Raw genomic sequence first — 13,865 nt, 5'->3', positions numbered from 1 at the left:
CTGCGAGCCATCCAGATGTACCCTCCCGGGCAGAGGCGACTATTCTGCGGCTAATTTCCTATGCAATCTATCGATCCAGCTCAACGTAGTGCGAAGCGAGTCTTTGCAATCCCTCAGCGATGGTTACTTCAGGTTTCCAATCCAAGATTTCGTGCGTTTCGCGCTGATCAAACCAGTGTGCGGTCGACAGCTGCTCCGCAAGGAACCGCGTCATCGGCGGTTCGTCGTGTACAAGATCCTTGGCGCCAGCCGCAAGCCAGACGCGTTCGATGACTGATCCCGCACCGCGTGCAAGCCAGCCCGGAACGTTTAGCCGGGGGGCCGGTGCGCCGCCCGCTTGGCAGATCCCTGAAATGAGTTCGCCCACCGGGCGCGGCTCACCATTAGTGACTACCAGGGCACGACCGTGAGCAAACTCCATGCGCTCGAGGCCGCGAACTATCGCCGAGGCTGCATTGTCGATGTAGGTGGTGTCAATGAGCGCGGCTCCATGATCCAGCAGCGGAAGTCGTCCGGCTTTTGCTCGGTGAATGACACGTTCAACCAGCTGCGTGTCACCGGGACCCCAGACCACATGGGGTCTGATCGCGGTTACCCGGAAGTCAGACGAATCTTGGGCAAGGGCATTGAGCTCCGCCGCCGCTTTGGAACGCGCATAGTTTCCGCGGGCACGCTCAGGATCTGCCACACCGGCGGTTGCGCCGGCCAACGGTTCGCCGAAGTGCGCCACCGAAGGGGAAGAAACAAAGACGAAGTCTTTGACTCCGGCCTCTTTGGAAGCCCTGAGCAGATTATTAGTTCCGTTGATATTCGTGTCGACAAATTCTTGCCATGCACCGGTGAATGAAACTTTGGCTGCCAGATGGATGACAGCATCCATGCCCTTGGTCGCTTGCCTTACTGCCTCAGAATCCGTAAGCGAACCCAAGACGTCGTCCGTGGCTCCCTGCGATGGTCTGCGTTGGAAGGTTCGGACAAGATGGCCTTGGGTGCGTAGCCGCTCTGCTACGGCGCCGCCAAGCATTCCGCTGGCGCCGGTGACTAAGACGCGACGGGTTGGCGCGGAACTTTGGTTTTCACTCATGGCTTGCCGATCCTTCCGCCGGCCAGCGTGGTCGCCGCCCAGCCTGCCAGCGCCGCACGGTCAATCTTGGAATTGTGCCTAATATCGGTTGGCAGATCCGGGACGAGGAGTACAGCCGAAATTTCCAGACCAGTTCGTTCCACCGCGGTGCGCACCGCGTGCGCAAATGCGGCCGGGGCGGGAGACGCGCGGCGGGCCGGTGGGACTGTTTCCATCACCACTACGGCGGCTTGAGTCCCTGCCGGTCCGACACCGACCACCGCAGCTCGTCCGGCGCCGGCTACAGATTCGGCTGCCTGCTCCGCTGCCACAGGTGTTTTCGAGCCCGTGGCGGTGTGCAGCACATGGCCGAGGCGGCCTTCGACCCATAACCGTCCATGGTCATCGAGATGACCCACGTCTCCGGTGCGGTGCCAGCCAGGAATTGAGGTGCTAACCTGCTCGGTGATCCAGAGCCTGTCGTAGCGATCCTTCACGTGGGGTGCGCGCACCAGGATTTCACCGGTGAGATTTGGTTCTTCCAATGGTTCGTTGCCTGCTTGGCCATCGGAATCAAGCGGCGCAATGGCTACTTGAGCCCCCGCGACCGCAGTGCCAACGCATACTCCGTTCCCTGATCCGGCGGCGCGAATACCTGCCAAATCTATATCGGTCACGGGAAGCGCCTCGGTCATCCCATACGGGGTGTGCACCCGGGCATTGGGTACCAGGCCCTGGACCCTGGCCAGCAAAGGCTCTGGAAGCGGTGCTCCGGCCGAGAGCATCAGGGAGACGTTTTCGAGGATCCTGCGTTGGCGTCCGTCTAGAGCCTCTTCAGTTTCCAGCACATTCGCTAAGGCGGCAGGAGAAGCGAACACGGTGGTTGCGTCAACGGCTAAAGCAGCATCCGCCAGCGCCGCGGCGGTCAGTGTACGCGGTGCCGTAACATCCATATCGGGGGTGACCGAGGTTGCGCCCAAAGCTGGGCCGAGAAGTGCGAATGGTGCAAATCCTGCTACCAGAGCCGCGCCGGCCTTGAGGTTGTACGTCTCGCGCAGCGTATCCCGCATGGCAGCCAATTGCCGGTGCGTGTAGACCACTCCCTTGGCTGGGCCGGTGGACCCGGAGGTGAAGAGTACCGCGGCATCGGCATCCGGGTCGGCTTCGCCAAATGTCGGCGCATCGTGGGCAGCGGAATTACCGGACTCGAGCAGCTCGGGGACGGTATGTGCCACCCCGAGGAGTTTGCGCTTGGTGGCCGGCAAGTTTTCCACGGCAATTCGGGTGCCGGGCCAGCCAAAGAACCTGGCTCCCACGAGTGCACGATCGATCCCGATAAGGAAACTAGGGCCCGCCCCCTTGATGGCACGTCCCAAGCCCTTGGTGCCCAGGCCTGCATCTGCCACCACAATGACCGCGCCCAGACGCAGGCAAGCATAAATCAGCGAAGTCAATTCGATGCCGGGAGGCACCAAAAGATTGACTCTGGATCCGGCGGTGACACCAATCTGCGAGAGGCCAGCTGCGAGAGCATTGACCCGTTCGCCGAGCTCAGACCAGGACAGGGAGCGCGGGGGATTGATATCCACTACCGCAATGCTGTGGTCATCTGTGCGTGAATCCAGCTCGGCGAGCATCGGACGGTAGTCGCTCAGGGCGGTGGCGCGTGAGGAGTTCTTAGAATCCCGTTCGGCGTCCAACCAATTAAAAATGGGGGAGGCGATATCGCGGTCTTCAGGCAACAGGTGGCTGGCGCCTTCGAAACGGTGCACCTGAGCGTGGGGCAGACGGCCCATCAGATCTCTTAGGTAGCGATCGGAGAACACCGGGTCCTTAGGGCCCCACAGCATGAGCGCCGGAACGGAGAGCGAGCGAATTGCGTCGGAGATCTCCTCCAATGCAGGACGGCTCGGGTGATCTTCGCTAAAAGGAATATCCGCTACGAAGTTTGCGACGCCTGTGCGCTTGTCCGCGCTGGTGTAGGGAGCCATGAATGCCTTGCGGACGTCTGCCTCCAAGGCCGGCTGAGCCAGCGAATGAGTCACTCGAAGGAATGCGTCAGTGCTCTTGGTGCCCCACCCATGGACTGCAGGGTTCGAAGCCAAACGCAGGGCGGCTGGTAGCTCGAAGCCCGCAGGGTGTACGGCGGTGTTGGTAAGGATTGCGTTCGCCAGCTGCTCTTGGTGGGCTACGGCCCAGCCCAGGGAAATGATTCCTCCCCAGTCGTGGCCAACCGTGGTGACTTTGCCGTTGAGTCCGAGGCCTTCGATCAAATCGCCTAGGTCGTTGACTCGATCGGCCAGCCGACGGAACTTCCCGGTGCGGGCAGAGAATCCCATATCAAGCTGGTCTACGGCGATGACACGCCATGGCAAGGCGTTGTCCGAAACGTGGCTCAGCAGGCTGCGCCACAGGTAGGACCATGTGGGATTGCCGTGCACGCACACCAGGGTGCCGACTGGGTGGATACCACGCGCGATGAGTTCTTCTTCGTTGTCCAGCAAATGCCACAGGTGGGTGGTTCCTGGATCGTCTACCTCCGAAGTAGAAGGGACGTCTAGGTAGCCCGAGTATTTTGCATCTACGCCGGGAAAGATCTCGGTCACCAGGCGATCTCCATCATCGCGGTGTTCAGTCCTGAACCGACGCCCATGCAGAGCACGCGGTCACCAGGCTTTAACGAGTCGGCCTCCTGCGACAAGGTCATTGGCAGGGAAGCAGGCCCCACGTTGCCCCATTTGGAGAAGGTGATCGGCACTCGGTCCTTTACTAGGCCCACGGCTTTGATAATGGCGCTGGTGTAGGACTTCGAGACCTGGTGGGTGACGTAGCGGTCCATGGACTTCCAGTCCCAGCCGGAATGATGTGCTTCATCCCAAGCATCAACTACCAGCTCCAAGCCGTTGTCCAGCAGGCCTTTGGTGTCGGTGTACATGCCGGTCGGACCGCCGACACAAAGCTCGTGGTGCTCGGTTCCTGCGCGGGAAACCCCGCCGAGAATGCGGTGTCCGTCAGGGTGAACATCCGCCGGTCCAATGACGGCGGCGGCCGCGCCGGAGCCCAGAGTCAGAGTTGCAAATTCGCGCATGTAGTCTTCACGGGTGGAGTTCTCGGCGTTGAGGCGCTGGAACGTCGTCTCCTGGGTGGGCCGGGAATCTTCGCCGGCCACGATCAGCGCGTACTTGATCTGTCCGGAATCAATCATGTTTGCAGCCAGGCTCATACCGTTGACGAACCCCAGGCAGGCGTTGGCCACATCGAAGTTCATGGCGGAGGACGGCAGGCCCAATCCGTTGTGAACCTTTGAGGCTACCGAAGGCTCTAGGTTGCGTCGGGTCACCGAAGTGTTGATCAGGAGGCCAATTTGGCCTGGTTCAACGCCGGCCTGAGCCAGCGCTTTCTTGCCAGCGAGAATCGCCGCATCATCAAATTCCATGCCTTCGGACCACCAGCGGCGTTCTTTGACACCCGACACGCGTTCAAGCAGCTTTTTGGAGAGGCGCAGACGCTTGAGGCTAGGAGCCAGACGCTCGTCGAATTCTGCCGAACTCATGACCTCAGGTGCAAGTACGCTGTTTACCGCCAAGAGGGCCACATTGTGGTGTTTAAAAGTGGCATTGCCGTTCAAAATTTAGCCTTTGTGTCGGGGCTGTCGCGCCGTTCACGGACGCGACGAAGTAACAATCGTTTGATGCGTTAGAGTCATCAACGAAAAAACGTCTACCTCTACCGTATTCCTTGTTGGAGCGCACTGCGTACACGGGCGCGCTATTTTCAGCGGTTAGCAAGAAACTCTCAGGGTTTTCAGCTAAATTCCAGTGGTTTTTCGCTCGGTGAGTTACTGCACAGTAACTTGTTTCTTGCATTTCAGCTAAATGAGGTATCGAATTCCTGAGGTTCTGCTGGGGTTATTGCTAATTTCCTTGAGCAAGATTTTCCGAACAAGCTAAATTGCGTGATGGGCTCTGGTCTTCGTAGCTGAGCTCAATGCAGGCTACATCTGAAAACTCCAAATGATCGAGTGTGGAAGTTGAACGCCAGGTCATTCGAAAGTACTTATTTTGTCGATGCGACCAGAAGCGGTTGGACCCTGCAGATAGCAGGAATGCCGCTGGTATTTGTCGCGGTAATGAGGTGCGCCGCCGCTAGCGATGCTAGAAAGTAGTCGGTTTATACCGAGCCACCCTCTACCAACGCAAAATTGATTTCGGACAGCTCAAAGGACAAATTGCGGCGGGAATGCGCTAAAAGCTAATCGACCGCTGTCCGCGTTCGGGTCAGGAACGAGCCTTGACGACAGCTAATCTGTTCTGGAGGACCGGGGTGTTGAACGAGTTGGCCGCGGTTCCGGAAAAAGTCGGGGCTGTGGTCTCGTGGCCTTAGGTAACGGAGTTGCGGAGTTTTGCTCCTGGGCCGGGGGAGACTTGCGATTCTCGTGGTGAATCAAGAACATGCGCACCGGCGCACTGGATAATTGCTGACACCGGTTCGCCGCACTCCCGATGCGTGACGAGTAGCGGTGGGCCAGCCGTATCTGCTTCGTATTTGTCGCCCCACTGGAGCAACGAGATAAGTACGGGATAGAGATCCAAGCCCTTTTGCGTCAGGCGATACTCGTTTCGAGTACGGTGGCCTGGCTCCTTGTACGGTGTGGCCGAGAGAATTCCAGCTGCCACTAGGGTGCGCAGTCTGGCAGCGATGACCGCCTCGGAAGCCCCTAGATGATTGCGGATCTCGTCAAATCGGCGCACACCGTTAAAAGCTTCACGAAGCACCATGAGGCTCCACTTTTCACCAATGATGTCCAGTGTGCGCTGAATCGAACAATTCTCGGTGTCATAGTCGAGCCATTGCATGATGAAGAGCGCTCCTTACCGTTGACATGTCCCGTCGATCTAGCTAGCTTCAAATATAACAGTTAGCTTTTGAGAGGCCAATCAATGAAAACAAGCAACGACGTACTTCCTGACATGGGGCTCGATGCGGCTAGCGACTTTGTCGCCGCTTCCGGCTTTATCGTTGAAGAGGTCGGCAAGACGTTCCTCCGTGGGCACGTGGAGCTAGGGGCAAACCACCACACCCCATGGGGAGTGGTGCACGGCGGGCTGTTCACCACGATCGTTGAAAGCGCCGCCAGCATCGCGGCGAGCTATGCGGTGAAGGAACGTGGCCAATTTGCCGTCGGTGTACATAACGCCACAGATTTCTTGCGGCCAGGCAGTGCGGGACTGGCAAGCGTGGAAGCCACCGCGCTACACCAAGGACTTACTCAGCAATTGTGGGAAGTCATCATCACAGATGTTGCCAGCTCCAAGGTGCTTGCCCGCGGACAGTTGCGGTTGCAAAACGTGCCGTTGCCTTCGCAAGTTACTGAAGCCCGGAACGAAGAGGGAAAAACAGATGGAAGCTAGACAGGGCGAACACGAAAAGGTCGTGAGGTGGCGAGATCCTGCTAGCGCGCTGCAGCAGCTACCGTTGTTTTCCGGGCTCGAGTATTTGAAACTGATGGCCTCCGGCGAAATTCCGGGGGCGCCCATCGCAGGGCATCTCAATATGGATGTAGCCGAAGTATCTGAGGGGTCGGTGGCCTTCACCTGCACTCCGGAGGAGTCGCACTACAATCCGATTGGTGCGGTGCACGGAGGGCTGGTGTGTGCACTGCTCGATTCGGCGCTCGGCTGCGCAGCGCACTCGACGCTTCCTGCAGGAATGGGCTATACCTCTATCGAGATCAAAGTGAACTACCTGCGTCCAGTGCTTGCCGACAGTGGGCCGTTGCGATGCACCGGGAGGGTTACCAAGCCGGGCCGGCGAGTGATCTTCGCTGAAGGGGAAGTCGTAGATAAGAACGGCAAGGTCGTTGCGACCGCATCAAGCTCGCTTCTCGTATTCCCTCTTGATTCGAACAAGTAGTAGCTTCCGGCCATCTTGTCGGGCGCGCACGGTAATTTAGACACACAGCAGTAGCTGAGTATGAGTCAAATTTTCTGGTGGAGGGACCGCATGGAGTTTTCGTCTGGCATGAAGAGCCGTATCTGTGGAGCACTCGTGGGCATGGCTGCAGGGGACGCACTTGGCGCTGGCTATGAATTCGATGCCCCGATGCCTCAGGACGCCCCGGTTGCCATGATCGGCGGAGGGCTCGGAGACTTTGCGCCGGGGGAATGGACGGACGATACCTCGATGGCAATCGTGATTGCACGGGCACTCGTAAACTCCCAAAGAACACTCAATAGTGACGCAGCGGATTACATGGTGCGGCAGTGGGCCATTTGGGCTCAGAGCGCACCGGATGTTGGCAGCCAGACGCGTGCCGTCCTCGGCGAGGCCGAAAAAAGCGCGCGTGAAAGTAACCGCCACGAGCCCAGCGCAGAAGACGCACTGAAGGCTGCCGAATCCGTTCACCTGCGAACCGGCCGCTCGGCTGGCAACGGAAGCCTCATGCGAACGGCACCCGTCGCCTTGGCCTATCTAGAGCGCACGCCGGCCGAGGCCTATCAAGCGGCAACTGCCATCAGCAGGCTGACTCACTTCGACGAGGAGGCAGCAGAGGCTTGCGGCTTGTGGACTCTTGCCGTGCGTCACGCTGTGCTCACCGGTGAACTGGATATCCGAATTGGGCTGCAGCTTTTGGAACCCGCTCGCGCAGTAGTTTGGGAACAGCGCATTCAACAGGCCGAAGACAAGCGGCCGCGCGACTTCTCGCATAACGGGTGGGTCGTGGAAGCTTTCCAAGGAGCATGGAGCTCCATTGCCGTTTCCACGGATACCGTAGGGGAGAAGTCAACGCATTTAGTTGCTTCCCTGGAAGCAGCGGTACGTGGCGGAGTTGACACGGATACCGTAGCGGCGATTGCTGGATCGTTGGTAGGTGCTGCCTATGGGCTGCCGGCTATCCCAGAGGATTGGCTAGACAAGCTCCATGGCTGGCCGGGGCTCGACGCTAAGAGCCTAGTAGATCTCTCACTTAAACTTGCAGGTTAGAGATCGCAGCAATCTGCGCGCAACCCTTTGATTCGGACCAACGGGCCACCTGCCTTTTGGCACACCCGAGCGCTTTTGATTAGGACCGTCGCTCGACGAGTTTCTGCGGTGGTTCCACGCTCACCGCGTGGCGTGCTCCGCGGACGCTCAGTCCCGTCAGATCAATCGCCAAGAACCATGGACCGGACTGAGGGACTTTGAGCCTGTAGGGTGCCTTGCGCGCCATTCCGCCATGGAAGTCATATTCGGCACCGTCTTGGAAGGCCGCGAAATTTTCTGGATCCATGAGCCTGAGGTTGGCAGGTCCACTGAGCGTTACCAATAGCACGCTGCCGCGTTCAAGGAAATCCCACTGATATTCGGTGAAATCGGGAGCGGTCACCGTACTTCCCCTAATTTCTCGGCAAGCAGTGGCGGGGCGTTCAGATGTAGATGCAAGTGTTTCCTCCAAAAACGGCGTTCGAACCACTCACTCTTCGGTCAATAGTTCGAACGCCGTGTGCACCTCAGTCGATCAAGTTTTGTTCGCCTAGACGAGCGTCGCTGTATCGATCACGAAGCGGTAGCGGACATCGGACTTCATCACGCGTTCGTATGCTTCGTTGATCTGCTCGGCGGCAATGACCTCAATTTCTGCGCCAATTCCGTGCTCGGCGCAGAAGTTCAGCATCTCTTGGGTTTCCTCGATGCCGCCAATCTGCGAGCCGGCGAATGAGCGGCGACCGCCAATAAGCGCGAAGGCGTTGACCGGCAGTGGCTCTGCCGGCGCGCCAACGTTGACCATGGTGCCATTGACGCGCAGCAATCCAAGGTAGTCGCTGACATTGATCGAGGCGCTAACCGTGTTGATGATCAGATCGAAGCTCTTTTGCAGCTCCTTGAAGGTGTTCTCGTCGCTGGTGGCGCGGTAATCGCTTGCCCCCATGTGCAGCCCGTCTTCCTTTTTCTTCAAGGACTGGGACAGCACGGTTACTTCGGCACCCAAGGCACTGGCGATCTTCACCGCCATGTGGCCCAGACCGCCAAGGCCCACCACTGCAACTTTCTTGCCCGGTCCGGCACCCCAGTGCTTCAGCGGAGAGAAAGTTGTGATGCCTGCGCAAAGCAGAGGAGCGGCGACATCGAGTTCTATACCTTCAGGAATGCTCAGCACGAAGTTCTCGGTGACGACCACGTGGGTGGAGTAGCCGCCCTGGGTGATGGTGCCGTCGCGGTCCGTGGCACCGTAGGTTCCCACCGACTTGTCGCAGAATTGCTGGTCTCCCGCGAGGCAGTTCTCGCATTCCATACAGGAGTTGACCATGCAACCCACACCCACGCGGTCACCGACCTTGTGCTTGGTGACAGCTGAGCCGACCTCCGCAATGATGCCGGCGATTTCGTGGCCAGGAGCCAGCGGATAAGTCTGCGGGCCCCATTCGCCACGTACGGTGTGGATGTCGGAATGGCAGATGCCCGAGTACTTGATGTCGATTAGTACATCGTGAGGCCCGACATCGCGGCGTTCGATCTGTGTGGGAATGAGTCCCTCGGTGGCCGAAGGGGAAGCATATGCGTTGACCATGGTTGTCATAGGAGTTCTTTCCCTAGTCTTGATGTAAGCCTGTCTCCGCGCGCCGGATGGCGGCACGCGGATACCAAACGTCTTTAAGTCGTCCATGGGTAGAACATGCGTAATCCAGAGAATAGTCCCGTTCTGGGGAACAAATTTGGGAGAATGCGAAACGGCCGTTGGATCCATACTTTGTCGTATCGATCCAACGGCCGTCCGGTTCGCTTCAATTGCACGGCTCTAGCAGTGCTTTCGAAGTTTGCTGTTCTGCCTAGCCGTGGCGCCCGCGTCGACGCAGGCCCAGTGCGACTGCGCCCAAGATGACGAGTCCTAGCGCTAGGCTGCCCGCAATGAGCAAACCGTCGCTCGCGCCGGTGTCGGCGAGCTCGTCTTTATTGGAATTATCGTCCTTTGGGCTGTTGTCCTGTTCTGGCGCTTCTTGTGTAGGAGGTGCCGTAGCGGTAGGGGCCTCGTCGTCCGTTGGCTCCGTGGTTGGATCGCCCGTAGGTTCGTCCGTTGGATCGTCGGTAGGATCCGCCGTTGGTTCCGCCGTTGGGTCTTCGGTAGGGGTTGGTGTTACCTCAGCCGCTGGGGCGAACAGTCCGAACCAGGTAGACACGCTGACAACTGGATCAGCTGCAGGCTGGGCAAACGCTGCTGCGCTGCGGTTTGCGTCATCGGCCTGCTGTTCACCATAGAGGAAGTAGGTACCGGCCGTGAGTTCTGCGACTCGTGGATCGTTGACGATCAGGGTTTCACCCTCGACGGTAAAAGCCACGTCCGAAACGGAAACTGGCTGTCCCTGGGTGTCGACGAACTTCACATCAAATCTGAAGTTGTCTTCAGCCACAGTTGGGAACCCTGCGGGTACATCGAAGCCCAGCTCAACTGCTCCAGCTTCAACCAGTGGTAGCCCCAAACGGTTATCAACGATATCGGACTGCAAAGCTAGAACGCTGGCGCCGGAGAGGACGGAAGAGATGGTTTTGCCCTCAGCGTCTTGCACAGTGATGAGCAGCTGGTTGAAGTCCTTTACGGTGTCGGTGAAGGCATCGTCGCCTTGCAAAGTGAGTTTGCCGTCGCTGACATTGCCGGTGGTGGTCTGAGGTTCGGCATCAGGTGAAGTGCGGTAGTTGACGGTAATCGCGCCGTTTTCAACATCGGTACCGGTGTTGAAAACGAACTTACCCTCGTCAGGTGCAGAGGATTCACTGTCATACGACAAGTTTTCCTCGCCTGGGGCTACCTGATCGCCGGACTCTGGTTCTTGAGCTTTGGGGACCTCTGGGGAATCAGTTGGTTCTGCCGTCGGATCGGCGGTCGGTTCCTCTGTTGGCTCTGCCGTTGGCTCAACTGTTGGTTCCTCAGTAGGGTCCACGGTCGGTTCCGCTGTTGGTTCCTCGGTAGGTTCTACAGTTGGTTCCTCGGTAGGTTCTACGGTCGGTTCCGCTGTTGGTTCCTCGGTAGGTTCTACGGTCGGTTCCGCTGTTGGTTCCTCGGTAGGTTCTACGGTCGGTTCCGCTGTTGGTTCCTCGGTAGGTTCTACGGTCGGTTCCGCTGTTGGTTCCTCGGTAGGTTCTACGGTCGGTTCCGCTGTTGGTTCCTCGGTAGGTTCTACGGTCGGTTCCGCTGTTGGTTCCTCGGTAGGTTCTACAGTCGGTTCCTCTGTTGGTTCTTCAGTAGGGTCTACGGTCGGTTCTACGGTCGGTTCTTCTGTTGGTTCAACCGTAGGTTCTGTTGTCGGGTCTTCCGTTGGTTCTACGGTCGGTTCTTCTGTTGGTTCCGCCGTTGGCTCCTCGGTTGGTTCGGGAGTCGGTTCAGGAAGCTCGCCGTACAGACCCATGTAGGCGGTGGCAAGCTGATCCTCGCCCGCTCCTCTAAACGTGACGAAGTAAAAATCACCTTCGGAGAGTTTCGGTAGTACTTCATCGGAGACCGTAAGCTGACCGTTTGCAAAGGTCTTGTCGCTTAGCTCGTAGTTCATGAACCCTTGATTAGGTGCATCCGGAGCGTCGCTCCAGTATGCGACTTCGACCGTGGCATCTGCGATCCATGACGGCGACGTAGGAATGTTAAAAGTCCAAGACTCAGTACCTACCGGCAGTAGTGGAGTGTCGCTGGTCTGCTCTATTTTGTCGGCCTCCAACGAGGGAGCGCCAGCGGGCACGAAGTGAGTGCCGCCTTGGTGGATCCCGTGGTCAGGGCCTACAGAAGCCCCGAAACTCACCTGCTTGGTATCCGATGGCCACGTTTGGTAACCATTAGGGGTATCGCGTGGGCCGTTGTACACAACTTGCCCATTTTCGTATTTTGCCGGGGTCGAACTTCCGGTCTGCGGTAGGGATGACGAACTCAACCACACTTCGTCGCCCTCGTTGATGAGCCCAGTTTTGTCGTTGAGGATCACAAGTCCCTTGGCGGGGTCGCTGTTTTCATAATCGAAAGAGAACAGTTCCTCGCCTGGGTTGACGACCTTAAGTTCCTCATCGTTCTTGATAGGTGGCACATCCGCGGAGGGATTCGCAGCATTGATCGTGGCTTGTTGGACTGCCATGGCCGGAGAAATGACTGCTGCTCCGCCAACAACGCCGCCTAAGGCGAGCGAGCCGGCCGTGATGACGGCAAGTGGCAATCGAGCTCTACGCGCGTTGGATTTCGGGGACTGGTTCATAGAGAAAAGCTTTCGTCTTCAAGAAGATGCGGGCAAGTGTGAACCCAGTACCGTCGAGGTACCCGGAACTCCGGCCAGTAGATCACGAATAGATAACGAGTTCAACCAGTTGATGTACAAGAAGTGCGACAGACTGTTTTGACTAGGTGTTTTATAGGAGAGATTAATGTGAAGTAATTTTAATGGCCATTCGAATGAATGATCCGCTTGCGCGCTGCAGGCGTCCTTAGGGCGCGACTCCGAAGGTAAATGGATACGTTGACCTAGGAGCTTGATGAGGCACTAATCGGTGCATCTCGATCTGAGTATTGCGTTTCAGTGCGGCAAGTTTCGGCCATTGCTTATCGAGCGCGTGGCCTCTCCTTGATTTAGAAGGGTATTAAGAAGCAGGTGAAGGTCGCGACAATACAAGGTGCGGAATAGTCGGTGTCCGCCTAGCGTCTCATCGCTAGATCGGGACCAATTATTCGTGGCGTGCATTTAGCCTGAGCGCCGCGAAAGTTTTCTAACAATGGATCCTAGCCCGGTCCGTGGGCCAGTTCCTTTGCCTCTGGGTGCACTGTTTTCGGGGGAGGAGGGCAGGCGAACTTCGACGGCATCGCCGTTGGGCGCGCGCCAGCTAGCAGGCATTTGGCCCATGCGTTTCGACTTTGGAGTCGGGCGCTAGCCTTCCATCGGCGGCCACTGCGCGCGAGTGGCAACGTAGCTGTGTTTCCCGTCTTGCGTGAGGACCGTGATCCTTTCTAGATTGGGCTCGCGTTCTCCAATGCGCAGCATGGTGTTGCTTCCTACATACGCGAGGTCGTCGGTCGGGCTCGATTCCCATTTGTAGGGTTCTAGCGTGATGACCAGTTCGCCGTATGCGGGCGCCGCGACCGAGACAATATGACCGTGCGGGTCCGTCGGATACCACTTGAGGAAATCAGATGGTTGATGGATGTCCATTGCAACGTCTTCCCAGCCCTCGTTGGTGTCGTCCATCCACTGCTGCAACTTCTCATCTGCCCAAACAGCGAGTTCTTCCTCAGTCATTTCCTCCGCTGCTGCGGGAGTCGGGGATGCCTCGGGGGAGTCGGGTTCTGCAGTTGGGCTAACGGCTATATCGAATGCCTCCTCGGTCGACGCAGGTCCTTCGGTAGAGCCGGCGGCGTCTGTGCGATCTGCTGCTGGCGTCGAACATGCCGTCAATGCGAACAGGCAGGCGGTCGCTAGTGCCGCCGCAAGGCGATGGATGGACAATTTAATACGACTCCTTCATTCCTGGTTTGGGTTTGGGCGGGAGTCCGCTGCAACGCGTCAGAGAACCCTCGATATTTGGGTTTGAGCACCAAGACACCCGCCCGATCCGACAAAAACTGCACCTTTGACTAATTCCCGGTAGGCTTAGAGTCAGGTCTTGGCCTTTGGTCAAGCCCTCAACGATAAAAACACTCCCTTGACTGCGTCACCGTGAGTCCTGACCGCCAGTATCGCGGTCCTCGGTAGTGGCTTTCGCTCTAGTCTATTGCGGCTAAAGTGCGAGTCTCGATCGAAGACCAGATCTGGGTAGGCCTGCACGGATCGCTTGTCACTTTGGGAGCGATCGAAAGGAGAAC

Annotated in this window: 11 protein-coding genes; 3 read left to right on the top strand and 8 right to left on the bottom strand. The window is 58.0% G+C overall.

The features are described from left to right. Nucleotides 1–67: 67 nt before the first annotated feature. From CQ015_RS02635 to CQ015_RS02620, 4 genes are all read right to left on the bottom strand, one after another. Nucleotides 68–1,084 (bottom strand): NAD(P)-dependent oxidoreductase, encoded by a 1,017-nt coding sequence (locus CQ015_RS02635; protein ID WP_105570007.1) that lies wholly within the window; start codon nt 1,082–1,084, stop codon nt 68–70. Then, nucleotides 1,081–3,672, bottom strand: a complete 2,592-nt coding sequence (locus CQ015_RS02630; protein WP_181148527.1) for an alpha/beta fold hydrolase — start codon at nt 3,670–3,672, stop codon at nt 1,081–1,083. The genes CQ015_RS02635 and CQ015_RS02630 overlap by 4 nt, the downstream gene beginning before the upstream one ends. Continuing rightward, complete coding sequence (locus tag CQ015_RS02625; RefSeq protein ID WP_176484261.1) at nt 3,666–4,691, bottom strand: 3-oxoacyl-ACP synthase III; 1,026 nt, start codon at nt 4,689–4,691, stop codon at nt 3,666–3,668. The genes CQ015_RS02630 and CQ015_RS02625 overlap by 7 nt, the downstream gene beginning before the upstream one ends. Nucleotides 4,692–5,442: 751 nt before the next feature. After that, complete coding sequence (locus tag CQ015_RS02620) at nt 5,443–5,919, bottom strand: helix-turn-helix domain-containing protein (RefSeq protein WP_096288229.1); 477 nt, start codon at nt 5,917–5,919, stop codon at nt 5,443–5,445. 84 nt (nt 5,920–6,003) lie between these two features. Between CQ015_RS02620 and CQ015_RS02615 the strand changes: the two genes are divergently transcribed. From CQ015_RS02615 to CQ015_RS02605, 3 genes are all read left to right on the top strand, one after another. After that, nucleotides 6,004–6,474: a PaaI family thioesterase gene (locus CQ015_RS02615; RefSeq protein ID WP_096288227.1), complete on the top strand. Its 471-nt coding sequence runs from the start codon at nt 6,004–6,006 to the stop codon at nt 6,472–6,474. Continuing rightward, on the top strand, nt 6,464–6,976 hold the full coding sequence (locus CQ015_RS02610) for a PaaI family thioesterase (RefSeq protein ID WP_096288225.1): 513 nt from the start codon (nt 6,464–6,466) through the stop codon (nt 6,974–6,976). Before CQ015_RS02615 ends, CQ015_RS02610 begins: the two co-directional genes overlap by 11 nt. 90 nt (nt 6,977–7,066) lie before the next feature. After that, nucleotides 7,067–8,047: an ADP-ribosylglycohydrolase family protein gene (locus CQ015_RS02605; RefSeq protein WP_217990416.1), complete on the top strand. Its 981-nt coding sequence runs from the start codon at nt 7,067–7,069 to the stop codon at nt 8,045–8,047. Nucleotides 8,048–8,126: 79 nt separating this feature from the next. Here the strand turns inward: CQ015_RS02605 and CQ015_RS02600 are convergent, their stop codons facing one another. The 4 genes from CQ015_RS02600 to CQ015_RS02585 all read right to left on the bottom strand — a co-directional run bounded on the left by CQ015_RS02600 (nt 8,127) and on the right by CQ015_RS02585 (nt 13,302). After that, nucleotides 8,127–8,429, bottom strand: coding sequence for a DUF1883 domain-containing protein (locus CQ015_RS02600; protein WP_181150337.1), 303 nt, complete (start codon nt 8,427–8,429; stop codon nt 8,127–8,129). Nucleotides 8,430–8,576: 147 nt separating this feature from the next. Further along, nucleotides 8,577–9,620 (bottom strand): NAD(P)-dependent alcohol dehydrogenase, encoded by a 1,044-nt coding sequence (locus CQ015_RS02595; protein ID WP_105554746.1) that lies wholly within the window; start codon nt 9,618–9,620, stop codon nt 8,577–8,579. A gap of 250 nt (nt 9,621–9,870) precedes the next feature. Beyond that, the gene (locus tag CQ015_RS19225; RefSeq protein ID WP_105649299.1) at nt 9,871–12,270 is read right to left on the bottom strand and encodes a PT domain-containing protein; all 2,400 of its coding nucleotides are present in this window, start codon (nt 12,268–12,270) and stop codon (nt 9,871–9,873) included. 663 nt (nt 12,271–12,933) lie between these two features. After that, nucleotides 12,934–13,302, bottom strand: coding sequence for a hypothetical protein (locus tag CQ015_RS02585; protein ID WP_105649298.1), 369 nt, complete (start codon nt 13,300–13,302; stop codon nt 12,934–12,936). Nucleotides 13,303–13,865 lie beyond the last annotated feature (563 nt).

It is taken from the genome of Arthrobacter sp. MYb221 (genome assembly GCF_002979835.1).
Lineage (GTDB): Bacteria > Actinomycetota > Actinomycetes > Actinomycetales > Micrococcaceae > Glutamicibacter.
The sequence above is the reverse complement of the archived record's forward strand: the minus strand, read 5'-3'. Positions and strand labels throughout refer to the sequence as shown.

What these genes read in the sequence shown, in the direction of transcription:
- CQ015_RS02635 (WP_105570007.1), bottom strand. Translation starts at nt 1,084, where the DNA reads ATGAGTGAAAACCAAAGTTCCGCGCCAACCCGTCGCGTCTTAGTCACC.
- CQ015_RS19225 (WP_105649299.1), bottom strand. Translation starts at nt 12,270, where the DNA reads ATGAACCAGTCCCCGAAATCCAACGCGCGTAGAGCTCGATTGCCACTT.
- CQ015_RS02615 (WP_096288227.1), top strand. Translation starts at nt 6,004, where the DNA reads ATGAAAACAAGCAACGACGTACTTCCTGACATGGGGCTCGATGCGGCT.
- CQ015_RS02610 (WP_096288225.1), top strand. Translation starts at nt 6,464, where the DNA reads ATGGAAGCTAGACAGGGCGAACACGAAAAGGTCGTGAGGTGGCGAGAT.
- CQ015_RS02620 (WP_096288229.1), bottom strand. Translation starts at nt 5,919, where the DNA reads ATGCAATGGCTCGACTATGACACCGAGAATTGTTCGATTCAGCGCACA.
- CQ015_RS02605 (WP_217990416.1), top strand. Translation starts at nt 7,067, where the DNA reads ATGGAGTTTTCGTCTGGCATGAAGAGCCGTATCTGTGGAGCACTCGTG.
- CQ015_RS02585 (WP_105649298.1), bottom strand. Translation starts at nt 13,302, where the DNA reads ATGACTGAGGAAGAACTCGCTGTTTGGGCAGATGAGAAGTTGCAGCAG.
- CQ015_RS02595 (WP_105554746.1), bottom strand. Translation starts at nt 9,620, where the DNA reads ATGACAACCATGGTCAACGCATATGCTTCCCCTTCGGCCACCGAGGGA.